The sequence below is a fragment of the Pseudomonas sp. W2Aug9 genome (genome assembly GCF_023127755.1).
GTDB lineage: Bacteria > Pseudomonadota > Gammaproteobacteria > Pseudomonadales > Pseudomonadaceae > Aquipseudomonas > Aquipseudomonas synxantha_A.
The window spans coordinates 310,328-327,838 of the sequence record NZ_SPKL01000037.1 but is presented as its reverse complement, the minus strand read 5'-3'; the positions used below and the strand labels follow the sequence as shown (position 1 = coordinate 327,838).

General features: G+C 57.4%; 8 protein-coding genes and 1 tRNA gene. 2 read left to right on the top strand and 7 right to left on the bottom strand.

Annotated features, from left to right (window positions below; all coding sequences use genetic code 11):
- Positions 1 to 4: 4 nt before the first annotated feature.
- Positions 5 to 589 (bottom strand): papain-like cysteine protease family protein, encoded by a 585-nt coding sequence (locus E3O56_RS26050; protein WP_248129179.1) that lies wholly within the window; start codon positions 587 to 589, stop codon positions 5 to 7.
- Positions 590 to 1,124: 535 nt separating this feature from the next.
- Here E3O56_RS26050 and grxD point away from each other — a divergent pair.
- On the top strand, positions 1,125 to 1,442 hold the full coding sequence (grxD, locus tag E3O56_RS26045) for a Grx4 family monothiol glutaredoxin (protein WP_103734715.1): 318 nt from the start codon (positions 1,125 to 1,127) through the stop codon (positions 1,440 to 1,442).
- Positions 1,443 to 1,619: 177 nt separating this feature from the next.
- Positions 1,620 to 3,005 carry an IS4 family transposase gene (locus E3O56_RS26040; RefSeq protein ID WP_248129178.1) on the top strand — a complete coding sequence of 462 codons (1,386 nt, stop codon included), beginning with the start codon at positions 1,620 to 1,622 and terminating at the stop codon, positions 3,003 to 3,005.
- An 82-nt stretch (positions 3,006 to 3,087) separates the two neighbouring features.
- Here E3O56_RS26040 and E3O56_RS26035 read toward each other — a convergent pair whose 3' ends face one another.
- The 6 genes from E3O56_RS26035 to ybgF all read right to left on the bottom strand — a co-directional run.
- Positions 3,088 to 3,567 (bottom strand): pentapeptide repeat-containing protein, encoded by a 480-nt coding sequence (locus E3O56_RS26035; RefSeq protein WP_081883329.1) that lies wholly within the window; start codon positions 3,565 to 3,567, stop codon positions 3,088 to 3,090.
- Complete coding sequence (locus tag E3O56_RS26030; protein WP_248129177.1) at positions 3,564 to 13,910, bottom strand: filamentous hemagglutinin N-terminal domain-containing protein; 10,347 nt, start codon at positions 13,908 to 13,910, stop codon at positions 3,564 to 3,566. Before E3O56_RS26030 ends, E3O56_RS26035 begins: the two co-directional genes overlap by 4 nt.
- Before the next feature lie 30 nt (positions 13,911 to 13,940).
- The gene (locus E3O56_RS26025) at positions 13,941 to 15,662 is read right to left on the bottom strand and encodes a ShlB/FhaC/HecB family hemolysin secretion/activation protein (protein WP_103734714.1); all 1,722 of its coding nucleotides are present in this window, start codon (positions 15,660 to 15,662) and stop codon (positions 13,941 to 13,943) included.
- A gap of 401 nt (positions 15,663 to 16,063) precedes the next feature.
- Positions 16,064 to 16,139, bottom strand: a tRNA-Lys gene (locus E3O56_RS26020).
- Between the two features lie 123 nt (positions 16,140 to 16,262).
- Positions 16,263 to 16,910 (bottom strand): 7-carboxy-7-deazaguanine synthase QueE, encoded by a 648-nt coding sequence (gene queE, locus E3O56_RS26015; RefSeq protein WP_020302705.1) that lies wholly within the window; start codon positions 16,908 to 16,910, stop codon positions 16,263 to 16,265.
- 164 nt (positions 16,911 to 17,074) lie between these two features.
- Positions 17,075 to 17,511 (bottom strand): tol-pal system protein YbgF (gene ybgF / locus E3O56_RS26010; RefSeq protein ID WP_248129176.1); only part of this gene is annotated, 437 nt, incomplete at its 5' end.

Genomic DNA, 17,511 nt, shown 5'->3' with positions numbered 1-17,511 from the left:
CTCCTCAGTTTTTTACGGTGAAGTAAGTGTTGGTCCAATTGCCGCCGCCGTTGTACGAACCGGGGAACGCGTTCAACGCACGGGTCGAGTAACCGTAGATCGAATCTGCGATCAACAGGTAGTTGCCGTTGGTCCCATAGATCACCAAAAAGTGCGCACCGCCACCGTACCAGGCACAACGCAAACCGATGGGGCGGCCCCTGTTGATCTGGCTCTGGATGGCCGACATTTGCAACGAGCCTTGATTCACGCCGTTGTAGCTGCGCGTGGTTCGTAAGGCGGAATCCAGATAGCCGTAGACGTTGCACGGTCCAGGTTGATTGCAGCAGTTGCGGTCAAGCTCGCTGCTGGCTACACCGCACTGGGTCCAGGACCCGGTGCCGTAGTAGTTGCCGACCGAGGCAGAGAGCGCCGCCCAGCACCAATTGCTCTGGGTTTGTCTCTGCATGCTGAAATTGAGACTGGCGGCAGCCATTGCTTGGGGCTGAGCAGCCGCTTTGACTTCGACCAGTTGCGGATCGATCAGATGACCGACCAGGCAATTGGGCGGTGTGTCGCCGGTGAGTCGAGTTGTTTCAGTGGATAACATTTTTCAATCCTCCATGAGTGAAAACCAGCGTCCTGCTGGTAAACGTGTAGCGGTGTTGCTGAGCTATCGACGTTCAAGGTGGCCCATATTTGATGGGGGCGTTGCGATCTGGCTCGAGGTAACCCTAGACGCGAATATGCATATACGCAAATATGTAAATGCATTGGCGCATATTTTTGACGAGTGCGCGGGGTTTGTCTGGCAGGGTGAACCTATTTCAGGACTAGACATGGAAAAAAAATCTGTCCCCTTTTTCTACGAGGAAGGGATGTTGACAACTAAAGATACGTATTTCAGCTGCGACGCTCACCGCAACTCCACCTAGGGCTTTAGATTTAACTTCCGCCAGTCACTCCCTTTTATATTCAAAACTTCTAAATACCTCTAAACCCATAACAAAATATACCAAGCAACTGTCATACTTGACAGTATCCACCAAGTAAAAACACGACTATAAATCTCTATATGAATACGTGCAACATATCCCCCTATTGATACACCGGAAACTTTATAAATCTTTCAAACAGGTTCCGTAATGAACATACACACAAGAATCGATGATATTGTACAAAGCCACAATATCGTTCTGTTTATGAAAGGTTCCGCACAGTACCCTATGGATGGTTTCAGTGCAAAAGCCATTCAAATGTTGGAGACCTGCTTAGATCCAACCAAGATACACACAGTTGACGTTCTTGAAGACGACGAGCTACGACAAGGAATAAAGGATTATTCCAACTACCCTACCATCCCGCAACTCTACGTCAAGGGAGAGTTTATTGGCGGGAGGGATATCATAATAGACATGCATGCAAGCGGAGAGCTCCAACAACTGCTAAACGCCTCCGAATAAAACACTCTCTCACCAATACTAAATCGCCCTTAACGAAGAGGAAAAAAGGGGGCAGATTTGAATGGCACTTACTTAACAGCTAACTAGCTGATTCAGCTGCAAAAAAATGAAAAAAAGGCCGTCCTTGGTCTACGGTGATAGTTGCGAACACACACCACTCGAACAAGGACAGCCCGCGTGAATCGTAGACGTCAAATCGTCAGGCATCAACAGCAGCGCGCTCATCAGCACGCAAAAAACAGCAATGCCCATGCATTCTTCAAGCTGCTCGCCGATCCAGAGCTGCTTCAGCGTGTCGAGTCAATGATGCCCAAGCATCGTCAACGGCTGTTCCCGCCCACCGAAACACTGTCGATGTTTCTAGCCCAGGCCATGAATGCAGACCGCTCTTGCCAGAATGCCGTGAACGACTTTTCAATCAAACGCTCTTGCAATGGGTTAAAGCCCAGCAGCGTACACACCGGCGCTTATTGCAAAGCACGGGCGCGGTTGCCGGTAGAGATGGTGTCAACATTGTTGCGCTCCACGGGATCTGCGATGAGTCACAACGCGCCAGCGGCATGGCGCTGGATGGGTCGCCCGGTGCGCCTCGTGGATGGCACCACGGTGACCCTGCCGGACACCGCCGCCAACCAAGAGGCTTATCCGCAATCTCGTGGTCAGAAGCCCGGGCTGGGTTTCCCCATCTGCCGTTTGGTTGGGATTATTTGCCTGGCCAGCGGTTCCGTTTTAGACGCCTCGCTGGGACGCTTTCGAGGCAAAGGTGGTGATGAACAAACACTTCTCAGAACGATGCTCGACACGCTGAACCGAGGCGACATTGTGCTGGGTGATGCCTACTACGCGACGTACTTTTTGCTGTGCGAACTGCAACGTCGCGGGATCGATGGTGTGTTCGAACAATACGGCGCCAGGCGGCGCAGTACCGACTTTCAACTTGGGCAATCGTTGGGTCCGGAAGATCATTTGGTTGAGCTGAAAAAGCCCCCACAACGACCCTCCTGGATGAGCCAGACGTACTACGACGATGCACCGCAAACACTGACAGTACGTGAACTGAAAACCGGTGGAAAAATCCTGGTGACCACCTTGAACTGCCCACAGCAAGCGCCCAAGGCTGGGCTGAAATCTCTGTACAAGGACCGTTGGCATGCTGAGTTGGATCTGCGCAATCTCAAGACAACGCTGGGGCTTGAAACGCTGAGCTGCAAGACGCCTGCCATGGCCGTCAAAGAGTTATGGGTGTATCTGCTGGCGCATAATCTGATTCGGATGATCATGGCCCAATCGGCGCTATTGGAGGATTGTTTACCGCGAGAGCTGAGCTTCAAACATAGCCTTCAGCTATGCCTTGCACTGAGGCATTACGGAGCGGGAGAAGACGACGAGGACGTGTTGAGCCTGCTCAAATTGATTGCCCGAAAACGTGTTGGAAATCGACCCGGTAGAATCGAGCCCCGCGCTGTAAAACGAAGACCCAAGCCTTACCCCATGCTGATGCAGGCACGAAGGCTGGCAAGGGCCGAGGTACGCGAGAATGGGCATCCGAAGAAGGTTAAGTAAGTGCCATTCAAATCTGTCCCCTTTTTTTCCAAGTCTTCTTTAGCTCTCACTTCCAGAACCTCAAACAAAAAAACATTTCCTTTTACTTTCTTAACAACCCATAAACTCCTGGACTGAAGCCTTCTGGCCACTTAGTTAAATTATTATATACCCCCCCCTGAAGCTTACACGCTTCCAACCCAACAACACTGACATCCGCCCCGGAAAAATCAGCGCCTCGAAAGTCGCAACCATCTACATTAGCGCCCTTTAAATTTGCCAAGCCTAAATCCACATTAGAGAAATCAGAATACATTAGTAACGCCCCAGACAAATTACTCCCCCTCATTCTAGACCCTGTCAATATTGCATTAACCATTGAAACATTTTCCATGCACACATGATCTAACACAGAAAAATAAAAAACGGAATTCCTCAGATCACCACCTGTAAAATCAGCCCGACTAAAATCCAGATACTCAAATATAGCACGATGAAAATCTATCCCCTTAAGATCCGCTCCGACAAAGCTTTCAATAGGAAGCTGTAAATTGTCACCCGTCTCAAACCTTACAGTAATCATCTGTTATCCCAATCTAAAGGTGAAATCTCAAGATTAACGGTTGGCCTTTTCTTACTAGCTTTGTAGCTAGTCAACACACCAGGATCTATCTCAGGCTCCTTACCAAGTATTTTAGCTGCAATATATCTATGATTCCCATCCACAATAACATTGCCATCCATTTTAATTGGTGGAGCAACATCCCCTTTAAGGAGCCTATCAACGTACCGTTGAATCATTGGCAGAGAAACACCATCTTGCGCACTAATAGTTTTGTCATCCCTCAGTGCTTTCTGGATAATTTCTGGAGTTACATCGCTTCCTTTAGTTACCAGTGGCTTTGCATTTGCACCGCCCGCTTTTTTAACTCCAAACAGCATAGCTGTCCACTTGGAAAGCATACCCACCGTCTCAGGGGCTATGTCAACGCCTGCTTCCCCAGCCGCGTTACTCGCTGCCTGCAAAGCACCATCGACAATGCCTACACCAACCACCTTCAATCGGGAGTTGACGTTCAGCAAGTCAACTGCCCCCAGCATGCGTTCCACCTCATCAGGTAGGTCACCGTGGGCTCGTACTTGAGAAATCATCTCATGGGTTTTGTCATAGCTCGCCACCCAGTCGCCATAAGCTTCCTTGCACTTAGCAGGATCGCTTTCACAAATAGCATTCAGGCGTTTTTCGTTAGCCTCATTCAAATCAGCATATTTATTGATGACGTCCCTGCAACTGTCTGTTGCAGTACAGGTTTTAGCCTCACCAATGAGCGCTTCAACCTCCTTGTGCTGCAGCTCGTTATAAATTGTGCCCTGCTGCGCTACCCACCCCGCTACCTCCTGGTCTTTTGCACTCCCACCCACACCTGCCGCAACCGTCATTCCGATTAGCTGGGAAGTCATGGCCAACACGCGATCGTGAGCCTCGCCAGGGAATAACTTCTCACCGAACGTTTGTATCAGGGCTTTATTCGCGCCAGCAGCAATAGCACCAGAAGCGAAATCTCCTCCTGCCGCTTCGGCGATTAATCCTCCGACAATCGCATGCACTGCCACCTTAGTGGAAAGGTTGGAACCAACGAGTTCGGTCCCCACACGCTCATAAATCATTCCAGAGAGAACGCTGGCAGTCAGATCAATAGCTGCTTGTCCGATATTCTTAGTAAAACTGCCGCCATTGGTGACAGTTCTCAGCGCCGAGTTGACCGCCAATTGCCTCCCAAGGTCTGCGGCAGTGAATTCACCGGTGACGCCGGCAAACTTCGCTATCGCCCCACTGAGCCCTGCGATTGCATAGCCTTTCAGGCTATCGCCCGACGTCACATCCTTGGCAATATCGCCTAAGTTCCCTTTGTTGTTGATGGTACTTGTCGCGCCTTTGACTGCGACCGCAGTAACCACCGAGTTCGCAACGAGACCGGTTGTTGTAGTAGACGCCGCTCCCACAAGACCCGCTCCAGCGCCCCAGGTGAAGTAAGTGACAATGATGGCGATGACCAACGCCGCGCCACCACCCAGGCTTGAGTTGTTGTACTTGAAGCTATCGTGAACTTCTTGGACCTTGCGCCAATCCACGTCCCCGCGCTGCTCGGCTTCTTTCAACCAAGCCAGTTGCGGGTCGGCCTTAACCATCACATCAATGGTTTGGCTGACGGTGTGCTGATCAATGTGCTTGATATCAATCTTCAAACCATCGACCGCTTTAATCACGACGCTACCTTGCGCAATCATCTGCGTCTGACGTAGCGTCTCGTCGGTGTTGCCTTTGCCTTTGGAGCTCGTCCACACCATGTCACTCTTGCTCTTGGTGTGGCTCTCGTCATGCAGATCCTTCACCGCCTCAAACGTCACCGCCCCGCCACTGACAATCGCAATATCCCCACCACTCTCAAGCTTCGCCGCCTGATACTTCTGATCCCCACCACTCTCCAGCGTCAAATCCCCCCCAGTCTTGATCTCGCTCCCGACATTCTTCACATCGGTCACTTCATCACGCTGAGTCTTCTTGCTGCCCCAACTGCCCTTCTTGCTCATGTCATACAGCGAGTAGTGGCTGTCCTGCGCCGCCAGCATTTGCAGTTCGTTATCCGCATGCACATAGGCTTCATTGCCCGCGCTGATTTTGCTGGCGACTAGCGTGAGGTCGGTGCCAGCAATGGCGATCAGGTCGCCGCCGGCTTTGAGTTCGGCGCTTTGTTGGGTGACGTCGTCCAGTTGAGTAGTGGTTTTGGTACCGCCTTTTTTGCCTTTGGAGTAATCGTGCTGTTCGTTGGCGGCGGCGGCCAGGGTCAGGTTTTCGCCGGCTTTGACGCTAAGGTCTTTGGCAGCGCTGACGGTGCTGGCGACCACTGCAACGTCGCGGCGGGCGTCGATGGCGAGGTTGCCGCCCACGTCCACACCGGAGGCGTGTTGCAGGATGGTTTGCTCGGTGCCGCTGATGCGGCGGCGTTGGTAGGCGTAGTCGTCCTGTTCGGTCTGGCTGGCGATCAGCACGTCCCGCCCTGCGCTCACGCTGGCGTTGCCACCGGCCTTGAGGTTGCTGCCAACGTTGAGCACATCGCGCCCGGCGTTCAGCTTGAGCGTGTCGGTGGCTTCGAAGCGTGAGGCTTCGCTGGCCACGTCGTTGCGCAGTTGATAGCCCTGGCCTTCCTGTTTGAAGGTGGTGACGGTGCGCTCATTGATGATGTCGCCGGTCACGGCGGTGGCGCTGATGTCGCGGCCATTGATGATGCCGCCACGGCTGTTGCGGATCGAGTCGGTGGCGAGCATTTCCAGGCGGTTGCCGGCTTGCATCAGGCCGCTGTTGTCGATGTTGCCGGCGACCATGTTCAGGTTGTTGGTGGCGCGCAGGGTGCCGCTGTTGTGCAGGTCGCCGCCGGTGATCAGGCTCACGTCCTGGCCCTGGATCAGCGCGCCGTTGGGGGCCAGGCGGTTGTTGGCCTGGGCCAGGTAGAGCACGGGGGTCAGGACTTTCTGGCCGTTGACCTCGGCTTCTTCCATCCACACGATGTCGTGGGTCAGCGCCGCGACTTGCTCGGCGGTGAGGGATACGCCCAGTTGCAGGTTGAGCGAGTCCTTGTAGGAGATGGCGTTGTCCATCAGGTAGCGGAACAGCTGGTCATCGCTGGCGATGCCGTTGATGTAGCGCTGGCCGGTGCGGGCCACCACGGCTTCGCGGATCAGGCGTTGCTCGTACAGGCCGTCGCCCAGGCGCTTCCAGCTGGCGTCGGGGTTGTAGCCGAGTTTGCCGAGCAGGTAGTCGGAGCTCATGAACTGCTTGAGGTCGGTGAGCGCCGGGTTGGTTTCGATCAGGTATTTGTGGCTGTTATCCACCGGGGCGATTTCCGGCAGGCCTTGCACGCGGGTGATCGAGGGTGTGCGGCCGTCCAGGACCAACGGGCCCTGGCCGTTGACTGCGCCGCTGACGGGCTGGCCGTCGAGGTTGAAACCGCGTTCTTGCACGGCGGTGTAGTCGAGGGTTTTCTCGCGGTCAGCGGCGGTGATGACACGCCCGTTGACGCTAAAGTCCCCGGTGGCGGTGTCCGCTTTACTCGCTGCTCCGCCTTTCGCTGCCTGGCCGCTGAGACGGAACAGGCCGTTCTGGCTGGTCGGCAAACTGAAGCCGGGTAAGGTCACCGGGTTGACTTGGCGTTGGGCCAGGTCTGGCGGTAGCTGTGCGGTGATCGCCGGTTTTACCGTGGAGGCAAATACGTCGGAGTTGGTGTTGCGGTTGGCCGCCGGGGTGTCGATGTTGGTAGCGTTCGGGCGGATGACGCTGTTGTTGATTTCTTTGGTTGCGTTAACGGTGACCGATCCGGCTGCCTGGATCACCGCTTGGGCGATCACGCTGCCAGAGGTGGGCACGGTGTAGTCGATAGGTGATGTGAAGAAGGTGTCCGAGAACCTCGTCTTCTCAATGAACTGGTCGAACGTGTACTGACCCGGCTTATAGTCACTTGAGCTGGGATCGTTGCTACGGTTGAACTGTTCGACTTCGCTCATCAGCAATGAGTAAGCCGACCGGTTACGCGTGTAGTAGGCGTAACCGAAATTACGCTGCTCACCGCCGGCAGCGCCGGTGTTGTTCAGCACGTCGGTGTTGATCAGGATGTTTTTAGCGGCCGATACCGAGCTGTAGAGGTTATCGAACGTCTGGCTGCCTACCGTGAGATCACCACCGGTATTGATGAACGCGGAGGCGGAGCTGCCTTTGATGACGTCCTCATAGGTTTCGACACCGCTGAAACTCAGTTCGCAGCCTTTACCTTTGCAGTAATCGTTGCCGTAGACACCGATGCTCCCGGAAACCAGGCTTTTCTCCGTGGTGAACTGGTCGCGTCGGTTGCTCAGGGTATCCGCCAGCAAACGCATGTTGCCGTCGCTTTCCAAGGTACCGGAGACGTTTTCAATCAGTGCACTGCGCCCATTGGCATCATCGCGTGCGATGTCGAGGCCACCCAGGCTGTAGACATCACCAAAACGGTTGCTGAAGTCATTGACGCGCAAGGTCATGTCCTTGCCGCTGAACAACAGGCCTTTTTCATTGAGCAGATGCGTGGCGTTAAGGCGGACATTCTCGGAGCCGCCCAGGGTGCCGTAGTTTTTCAGGGCGCCAGCGTTGACCGTCAGGTCGCCTACCGAGGTCACGCGACCACGATTGGTCAGGACGTTGGTGCTCGTGACCTGGGTAATTGCGCCACCGGCAATCCGTGCGCTCTCGCCCAGGTCCATGTTGGCGGCGGCGAGGGTCATGTCGCCCAGGCTACTGACCCGGCCGTTACCGCTATAGCCGCCGGTGAGGGTCAACTTGAGGGTGCCGTCACTGGCCAGCAGGCCGTCGTTGGTCCAGGTGTCGCCGGTGCCGGTCAGGCTTTGTGCGCCGAGCAATTGGCCGCTGGCGGTCTGGGTGAATTGGCCAATGTCCAAGTTCAGTCGTCCGGCCTGGATCACACTGCTGTTGGTCCAGCTTGCTGCCTTGATATCCAGTTGGCCGTTGGTGACGAAGCTGCCACCGGCACGGGTGACCTGGTCGGAGGTCAGGTCAAACGTGCCAGTGCCGGTATGCACGACGCGCCCACCGTTGTTGTCCAGGCTGGCGGTTTGCAGGTTGAGGGTTTCGTTGGCGCTTTCCAGCGCGCCGAAGCGGTTATCGAACAGGCCCGTGGTACGAATATCAGTGGTGCCAACCCGGCCCATGGCGCGCAGGTTGCCGCTGACGTTGTTGATGGTTTGCGCGGCGAGGCGCAGGGTGTCGTCGCTTTCAATCAGGCCATAGCTGTTGCTCAGCGTGCCTGTCAGGCCGAAATCAATTGCGCGGGCGCCGACCTTGCCACCATTACCGACCTCAGTGCCCTGGTTATCGAAGTTCGCGGCCGTGACTTTGAGCAAGGTGTCGGCATACACACCGCCGCCCTGGTTATTCAAGGTGCTGGTGACGATGCGGTTTTCACCGCCCAGCGCCGACAGATGCCCCATCTGGTTGAGCAACCCGTCCCTGGCTGTGATATCCAGCGATTGCGCCTGGGTGATGCCGCTGCCGTTATCGAACAGGCCGGTGACCAGCTTGATCCAGCCCTTGCTGCTGTTGAGGATGCCGCCTGCGGTGTTGGTTACGCTGGCCGCTTCCAGGTCCAGGTTGCCACTGAGGCTGTCGACCCGACCGCCCTGGTTGTTCAGGGCGCCACTGAGGCGCAAGCGGTTTTCGGTCTGGCTTTGCAGCGTGCCCTTTTGGTTGTTGAGCGCTTGAGCGGCAAGATCCAGCTTGCCTTTTTGGCTGTAAATCAAGCCGTCTTGCTGGTTGTGGATGTCACCGGCCAACAGCTTGATGACCAGGTCTTTCTGGCTGGCGAGCGTGCCTTTGGCGCTGTTATCCAGGTCGCCGTTGGCAAGGGTCAGGTCGAGTCGATCCTGGCTGACCAGTTGGCCGCCACGGTTATCCAGGCTGGCGGCGTTCAGCAACAAGGCTGCTCCTCTGGCCAGACGGGCGTTGTTGGCGTTGATCAGCGCACCACTGAGGGTGCCTTCCAGGGTGCCCTGGCTGATCAGTTGCCCGCCGCTGTTGTCCAGGCTTTGACCGGTCAGGGAGATATTGGCCGCGCTGATCTGGCCGCCACGGTTGAGGATTTCACTCTGGGCGTTGTTGAAGTCCAGCTGTTGACCGGCAGAAATCAAGCCGCTGTTGCCGTTGTCCAGGCGACCGGCAACGGTGAGGTCAACATCGGCCTGGCCGGAGATGATCCCTTGGTCATTGTTCAGGCTGGCCGCGCTGAGGGTTTGTTTGCCCTGGCTGACCAGAGCGCCCGCTGCGTGGTTATCCAACGCGCCGGTGAGGCTGGTTTGCAGGGTGCCGCTCTTGCTCGACAACGTACCTTCGGCACTGTTGTCCAGGCTGCCGCCCACTACCGCCAGGCCATTCCAGCCGGAGATCAAGCCCTTGTTGGCGTTGACCACTGTATCCGCTTCAAGACGCAATTGATCAGCGCTGAGGATGACCCCACGATCACCGTTATCGATGCGTTTGGCAGCTACGGTGAACGCCGTCTGACTGGAGATTTCGCCTTGTTCGCGGTTGGTCAGGTTGGCCAGGCGCGCGAAGGTCAGCGGGCCTTTGGCGCTGATCAAGCCTGCGCTGTTGTCGAGATTGCCGCCTTGCAGGTCGAGGGTTACGGCGCGTTCGCCGATCAAGCGGCCCTGACGCTGGATCAGCTGTTGGACGATGAGCTTCAAGTCGCCCTTGGCTGAGATTTCGCCATCCAGGCTTGAGTCGACTGTTTGCCCGGTCAGGGTCAAGTCCGCCTGGCTGTTGATCAACCCGGCAGTGTTATCAAGGTTGGCAGTGGTCAGGTTCAGCGCCTGTTGACTGCCGATCACACCCGCGCGGTTATCCACATTGGCGGCAGTGACTGTCTGGCTACCGTCGCTGACGATACGCCCGCCCTGGTGATTGTCCAACGCGCCGGTGTTGAGCGTCTGTAGCACACCGGCCGAGAGGCTGCCCTTGTCGCTGTTGTTCAAGGAGCCTGAGGTGGTAGTCAAAACCGTAGCGGCGGATATCTGCCCCTGGTTATGGTTATCCAGCACACCGGTGACCTTCAGGTCCAGCGCACCACGGCTGGCGAGCGCGCCACGGGCCTGGTTGTCCAGGCTGTCGGCTGCCACTTGCAGAACGCTCTTGGCGGACAGTACACCTTCCACGCTGTTATCCAGCGCCTTGGCGATACGTACCTGCAGGCTGTCGCCACTGATGACTTTGCCGCCGCGGTTATTCAGCGCATCGGCCATCAACAGGAATGACTGGGTGCTGGAGATTTCACCGCCCTGACTGTTGTCGACGGTGCCCAGGTTGTTCAGCAGCAGTTGGCCCGGTGTCGCGATCAGGCCGTGGTCGCGGTTGATCAGTTGCCCATGACTCAAGTCCAGGTCGATGCTGGTATTGCTGATCAGCTCGCCACGATCATGCTGGTCCAGCCCACTCAGGGTTGCCTTGACCGTTGACTTGGCGAAGATCGACCCTTGTTGGCTGTTGTCCAGTTGCCCTGCGTTGAGGGTGATACCAGCGTCACTGCTGATACTGCCGCGCTGGCTGTTATTCAGGCCGGCACTGCGCACATCAACCTGCTGCTTGGCGCTGATCACACCGCCCTGGCTGTTGTTCAGCGCAGCGCTGACCAGCGTGGCGGTGCCATCGGCGAGTAGTTTGCCTGCCTGGTTGTTCAACTGGCCCTGAGTGGTGATCGACAGCGCATTGGCTGCGGACAAAATGCCGCCCTGGCTGTTGTCCAGCGTACCGGCCTTGACGGTTAACGCGCCCTCGCTGAGCAGCGTGCCCTGCCCTTGGTTAAGCAGGTCGCCGGTCAGGGTGATATTCAGGTCTTTTTGGCTGCTGATACGACCACCCTGGCTGTTATCCAGTTGGGCGCCGTTCAACACAAGGCTCTCACGCCCCGCCAGCAGGCCTTTGCTCTGGTTGAGCAGACGTTGGACCGTGAGCGTCAGGCCGCTGTCGCCGATCACCTTGCCGGTGGTGTTGTTCAGTTGATCGGCGACCACCAGCACCTTTGCCTGGCTGGATATCTCGCCTTGCTGGTTAAGGATGGTCTGGCTGCGCAGGTCCACGCCGTGGGTGGCAGCGATAAGGCCGCCGTTGCGGTTATCCAGGGACGTGCCGGTCAGGTTCAGCGCACCGTCGCTGACGAGTTCGCCCGCTTGTTGATTGAGCACACCGACCGTTGCCTGCAAGTCGCCCTTGGCGCTGATGCGACCGGCGCTGTTTTCGAGCCGGTCGGCGTTGAGGGTCAGCGCACCATCGCTGCCCAACTTGCCACCGTTGCTGTTGTTCAACTGATTCAGTTGCACGTGCGCTACGGCCTTGGTGCTGATCACGCCCGCTTGGCTGTTATCCAGATCGCCGCCGGTGAGGGTCAGCGCGCCGTCGGCAATGACCAGGCCACCCTGGTTGATCAGGCTGTCGCCGTGCAACGCCAGGGTAGTTTTGCTGGACACCAGGCCGCCCTGGCTGTTGTTCAACTGCCCTGCGGTTATTTGATGAGCCCCCTGGCTGACGAGGTTGCCTTCATTGCGATTGTCCAGCAGCCCGGCGACGGTCAGGTTCATCACGCCCTGGCTGGCGATGGAACCTTTGTCGCGGTTATCCAGGCTGGCCGCCTGTACCGTCAGGCTGGTGGCGGAGAAAATCCCCAGGCGGTTATCGATGGCACCGCTGGCGGTCACGTTGAGGTTGCTGCCCAACAATTTGCCGGAACGGTTATCCAGGTTCGTGGCAATCACGGTGGTCTGGCTGGCAGAGATTTCACCCGCCTGGTTACTCAACTGCCCGGCGGTTACACGGGCCTGCGCCTGGCTGGCAACCAGACCGCTATCGTTAGTCAGTTGGCCGGCGTTGAGCGCCAGGTTCTTGAGGCCGATCACGCGACCGCTCTGGTTATCCAGTGCAGCGGTTACCGTAACGTCGGTGCTGTTTTCACTGTGCAGCAGACCATTGGTGCGGTTATCCAGGCCGGTGGCCGTGACCTTGAGCGAGTCCTTCCCCAATACACGACCGCCACGGTTGTCGAGTTGGCCGGCGTTAACCACGGCGTCTATACCGCTCAATGTGCCACCTTGATTGTTCAAGGTTTGGTTGGCTGTCGCGGTGAGGGTTCGGCTGGCAACCACGCTGCCGCTATTGCTCAGGTTCGCCGCGTGCAGGCTGACATCGCCATTGGCATTGCGGCTTTCATCAGCGTTGACACCGGCTTCGATGATGCCGCTGTTGACCACCGTGCCACCGCTGGTAACGGTGATACTGTCGCGGGCCGCCAGGCTTTTCTGGTTGTTCAGGCCCGCTGTGGTTTGCAGATCGATTCGCGTGCCGGCATACACAGCCCCAGCAGCGTCTAATTGACCGGCCTTGACCACCACCGCTTCGCTGGCTTTGGCATTAGCCATGCTCAAGCGTCCATTGGCATCGAGCTGAATATCCCCCCCACTGGCCATCAACGCACCGTCGAGCTTAACGCCCACACCGGCTTCAGTCCCCACCAGCTTGATCGCCCCGGCATACATCCCACCCAACGCCGTCGAGTCAATCGCCAGCTCCGGCTTGGCACTGCCGTCATCGGCGCGGGTGGTGGCGTTCAAGGTCTGCGCATTTACATCATTGCGCCCAGCAACCACGCTCAAGTTGCGCGCATTGATCTGCGCATTGATCTTGGCCGAGCGGGTGATGATTTCGAAGCGGTCGACGTTGCTGGCGTTCAAGCCCTGGCCGTCGATAGTCACGGCACCGCCATCGACTTGGTAACGGTCCAGGCGGCCGTTATCGAGGATGGGTTTGCCGGTGGTCAGGGTAACGTTGGGGGTGTTGATGAAGCCGCAGCCACTGCAGGTGATGCCGTAGGGGTTGGCGACGATGACCTTGGCCGACTGGCCCGCCACTTCGGTGTAGCCGCGCAATTGGCTCGGGCTGCCACCGTTGACTTCGTTGAGGATGATATTGGCAGCGCGGCCCTGCAGGTTCGGGTTGCCCAGGATGATGCCGCCCAGTTGCGTCGATTGAGTGCGTTCGGTGGCGTTGTTGAGGATCACGCCGTTGGTGCCGACGTTGTAGTCCTTGAACTGGTTGTGGGACAAGCCACTGCCATTGGGGGTGGCGATGTTCACTACCGGCACGCCATTGCCCGCCGCGCCCACTGTGGTGCCGGGGGCGCTGACCACGATGCCTTCGGCCTGGGCCAGCAGCGGTTGCCAGAACAGCGCATTGGCCAGGATCAGCGCCAGGCCACGTTTGGGCAGGCCGAGGAACGCGTCACGGCTTTTCAGGGCAGCAGAAGGCTGGCGAACCAGGAAGGCAAATTGGCGAACATCCATTTCAAATTCTCGTTGCAACTGGGCGTTGAATTACAGGAAGAAATCCATGCGGAAGTAGATCGGTGCTTCACGCTCAAATAGCGCGGCCGGTCGTTCCAGCGAGTGGGCAAAGGTCACGCTGGTACTGACGTGTTGGCCGCGGGCGAACAGCTCAAGCGAGTTGCTTGAGACGCGGCCGTGCACTTCGCCGTTGTAGCGACCGTTGCGGATCACGCCCTGGTCGTAGCCCACGCTGGCACCGTATTCACCGAACACCGGGCGCAGCCAACCGAGGGTCACCGGGCGGCTCCAGCGCAGGTCATTGCGCCAGTAGCCGCCACTGTCGCCGGTCAGTTGCTGGTCCTTGTAGCCACGTATCGACGCCGAGCCGCCGAGGCTCATGCGCTGGGGGCTGAACAGCACGTCTTCACTGCGCTGGCCGGTGGCCAGGCTGGTGAAACTGAACGACTCGCCCCACAGCGTGAACGGTTGCAGGTAGCTGACGGTGGCGGTGTATTTGCGGTAGCGGGAGTTGGCCAGTCGATTGCCGTTCTGATCGCGCTCATGTTGGGCCTGGGCATCAAGCAAACCAATGCCGTCCTGCATACCGAGGTCAATGTTGACAAAAGCACTGCCAACTCGCCGACCGTGGTTGATGCCCCACTGCAACTCGCTGAGCCGATTGCTGCTGACGGCCAAGCGGCTGTCTTCGATGTAATTGTTGGTACGCAGGTGGGACAGGCCGACGTTGAGCGAGGTTTTGCTCACGGCATCACGGTGGATCACCCGCTCAGCGCGCAACTGATGGTTTTCACTGTCCCCGGTTTGCTTGAAGTCGAAACCATCGCCCTGGACGACCGAACGGTAGTCGCTCTGGTTGTAGCTGTAGCTGAAGTTCCACCAGCCCCAGGGCACGTTGTAGTACAGCATCGCGTTCTTGGAGGTTTTCTGGTGATCGCTGACGGCGTCGTGGCCGCCGCGCAGAATCAGTTGATCGGCCAGGCCCAGCGGGCTGTCCCATTCAAAGCCGGTACCCCACTGTTGTTCGCCGGTGCTTTTCTGGCCATCGTTGTTACGCGACAGGCTGGCACGCCATGGCTTTTGCGGGTTGTTTTTGACCATTACCGAGCTGCCGCCCACGGCCTCGCCCGGCGTCAGCTCCATCTGTGCCTGATTGGACGGTAAACGGTTGAGTTGATCGACAGCCTGCTCGATTTCTCGCAGGTTCAATATCTCGCCGCTTTTGCCGGGAAAGGCCATGGCCAGTTCGCGGTCCGACAGCTTGCTGCTGTCGGCGCCCTTCAGGCCTTCAAGCTTGCCTTCCACCACCAGGACTTGCAGATGCCCTTTGGACATATCCTGCTGCGGCAAGTAGGCGCGGCTGGTCACCAGGCCTTTGTCGATGTAGTAGTTGGTGATGTCTTTGAGCAGGGCATTGAGTTGTGCAACGCCCAGGCACTGACCGGCGTACGGTTTGAGTAGACGCTCGCGTTCAGCGGCAGGCAGGTGGTCGGCACCCTGGAGTTCAATGGTCTGGATCGGGAAGCAACGACTGTCCACCGGGGCTGCCGGCGCTTCGGGCCTGGCCGCTTTGCCGGGCAGTTCCTTGAGCTGCTCAAGACGGCGCTGCTGATCTTCCAACAGGCGGTTTTGCCGCTCGCGGATCAGGTCCTGATCACCCGGCAGGGTCGCCGCCATCACGCAGTGGGAAGCGAGGCAGGCAAGCAGGGCAATGCTCAGTGAATACCGAGTCCGTGGCAGTGAGGCAGACATGTTCGATCCATCGAATTTACGAAGGGTGGCAAATTAACATCGACCACCTTTCTCGCCAATAATCTGACCAAGCTTTAGGAAAAGCCATAAAAAACACGCAACCAACTGATGGCTAACGAAAAAAATCAAATAGGAACAGATCTCGCTTGAAGTTTCTGGTTGTTTTCCGACCAGCGGTATCAAATTTGATACACATTGAACACGCACACGAACGACCGGACTATTCGGCCAACACCGGTCCGCGTATGAGTATTTGATTGATTTAAGGAATGTCTGGACGACAACGGGAATCTGAGCAGCCGCTGACCCAAGGTCGACTCGGCCAGGCCAAATTACAGGCAAAAAAAAACCCGGAAATCCTCACTTGCGTGGGCCTTCCGGATTTTCTAAACCGCCAAAAATGGTGGGTCGTGTGGGATTCGAACCTACGACCAATTGGTTAAAAGCCAACTGCTCTACCAACTGAGCTAACGACCCGCTGTGTGGTGGCGCGTATAATACTGATTTCTAAGGATTATTCAACACCTTATTTGAAATAAATCAGAAAAAACGCATTTGAACGGTAATTCGGTGGGCAGAACGTCTCTCGCAGCAGCCGTATCAGCGCCCCGGCTCGTCGTTCCACAGGTACTTATGCAGCTGCAATTGCAGGCGTACCGGCAGGTTGTCTGCCACTACCCAGTCCGCCAACTCACGGGCATTCAGGTCGTGATGGCTGGGCGAGAACAGCACCTCGCCCGCGCGACGCTCCAGGCCATACTGGATCAGCTTGGAAGTCGCCCAGTCATAATCGTCGCGGGAACAGATGACGAACTTGACCTGATCGTTGGCCGTCAGCAAGTCGATGTTCTCGTAGCGGTTGCGGTGGGCTTCCTTGGAGTCGGGGGTCTTGAGGTCGACCACCCGGCTTACACGCGGGTCGACCGCAGAGATGTCCAGGGCGCCGCTGGTTTCCAGTGAGACCTCGTAGCCGGCGTCACACAGCCGTTTGAGCAGTGGGATGGCATTGGGTTGCGCCAATGGCTCACCGCCCGTCACGCAGACGTAGCGCGGCCGGTAGCCGGCAACCTGTTCCAGGATGTCGTCGAGGGTGCGCACGGTGCCGCCGCTGAAGGCGTAGGCGCTGTCGCAGTATTGGCAGCGCAATGGGCAGCCGGTGAGCCGTACAAATACGGTGGGCAGGCCAGCAGTGCGCGTTTCACCCTGCAACGAGTAAAAGACTTCGGTAATACGTAATGTGTCTTGCATATTCGCCACGGGCGTAACAGCTAAACAGGCTGTCCGCCTCCGTCAGGCACTTCAAGGGATTGCGCCAACGCGCCAACCCCAGGAAGCGTGTTTCATAAAAGGGCGTGGATTCTAACGAAAAAACCCGCGCCAGGCGCGGGTTTCTTCTAAACGGGCGGTATTGCTTACAAGCGTTGCAGATCGCGCTGGGCCAACTGCGCGGCGGAGGTACCCGGATACTGGGCAACCACCTGTTGCAGAATGCCTTTGACCTTGTCGGTATGACCCAGGCGGCGCTCTACGTCAGCGAGCTTGTACAGCGAGTCCGGCACCTTGGCGTGCTTGGGGTACAGCTGGCTGACCTTGGCAAAAGCCTGGCCTGCCCCCTGCAAATCACCCTTTGCCAGGTTGACCTCGCCCAACCAGTACTGGGCATTGCCCGCGTACTGGCTGTTGGGGTACTTGCGCAGGAATGCGGTAAAGGCCTGGCTGGCCTTATCGAAATCCTTGGCCTTGATCAGGTCGAAGGCTGCATCGTAATACAGCTTTTCCTTCGCCGGATCACCCGGTTCACTGCTGGCGGCAGGGGCAGCCGCGGCGGCCCCAGCTGCAGCGCCACCGG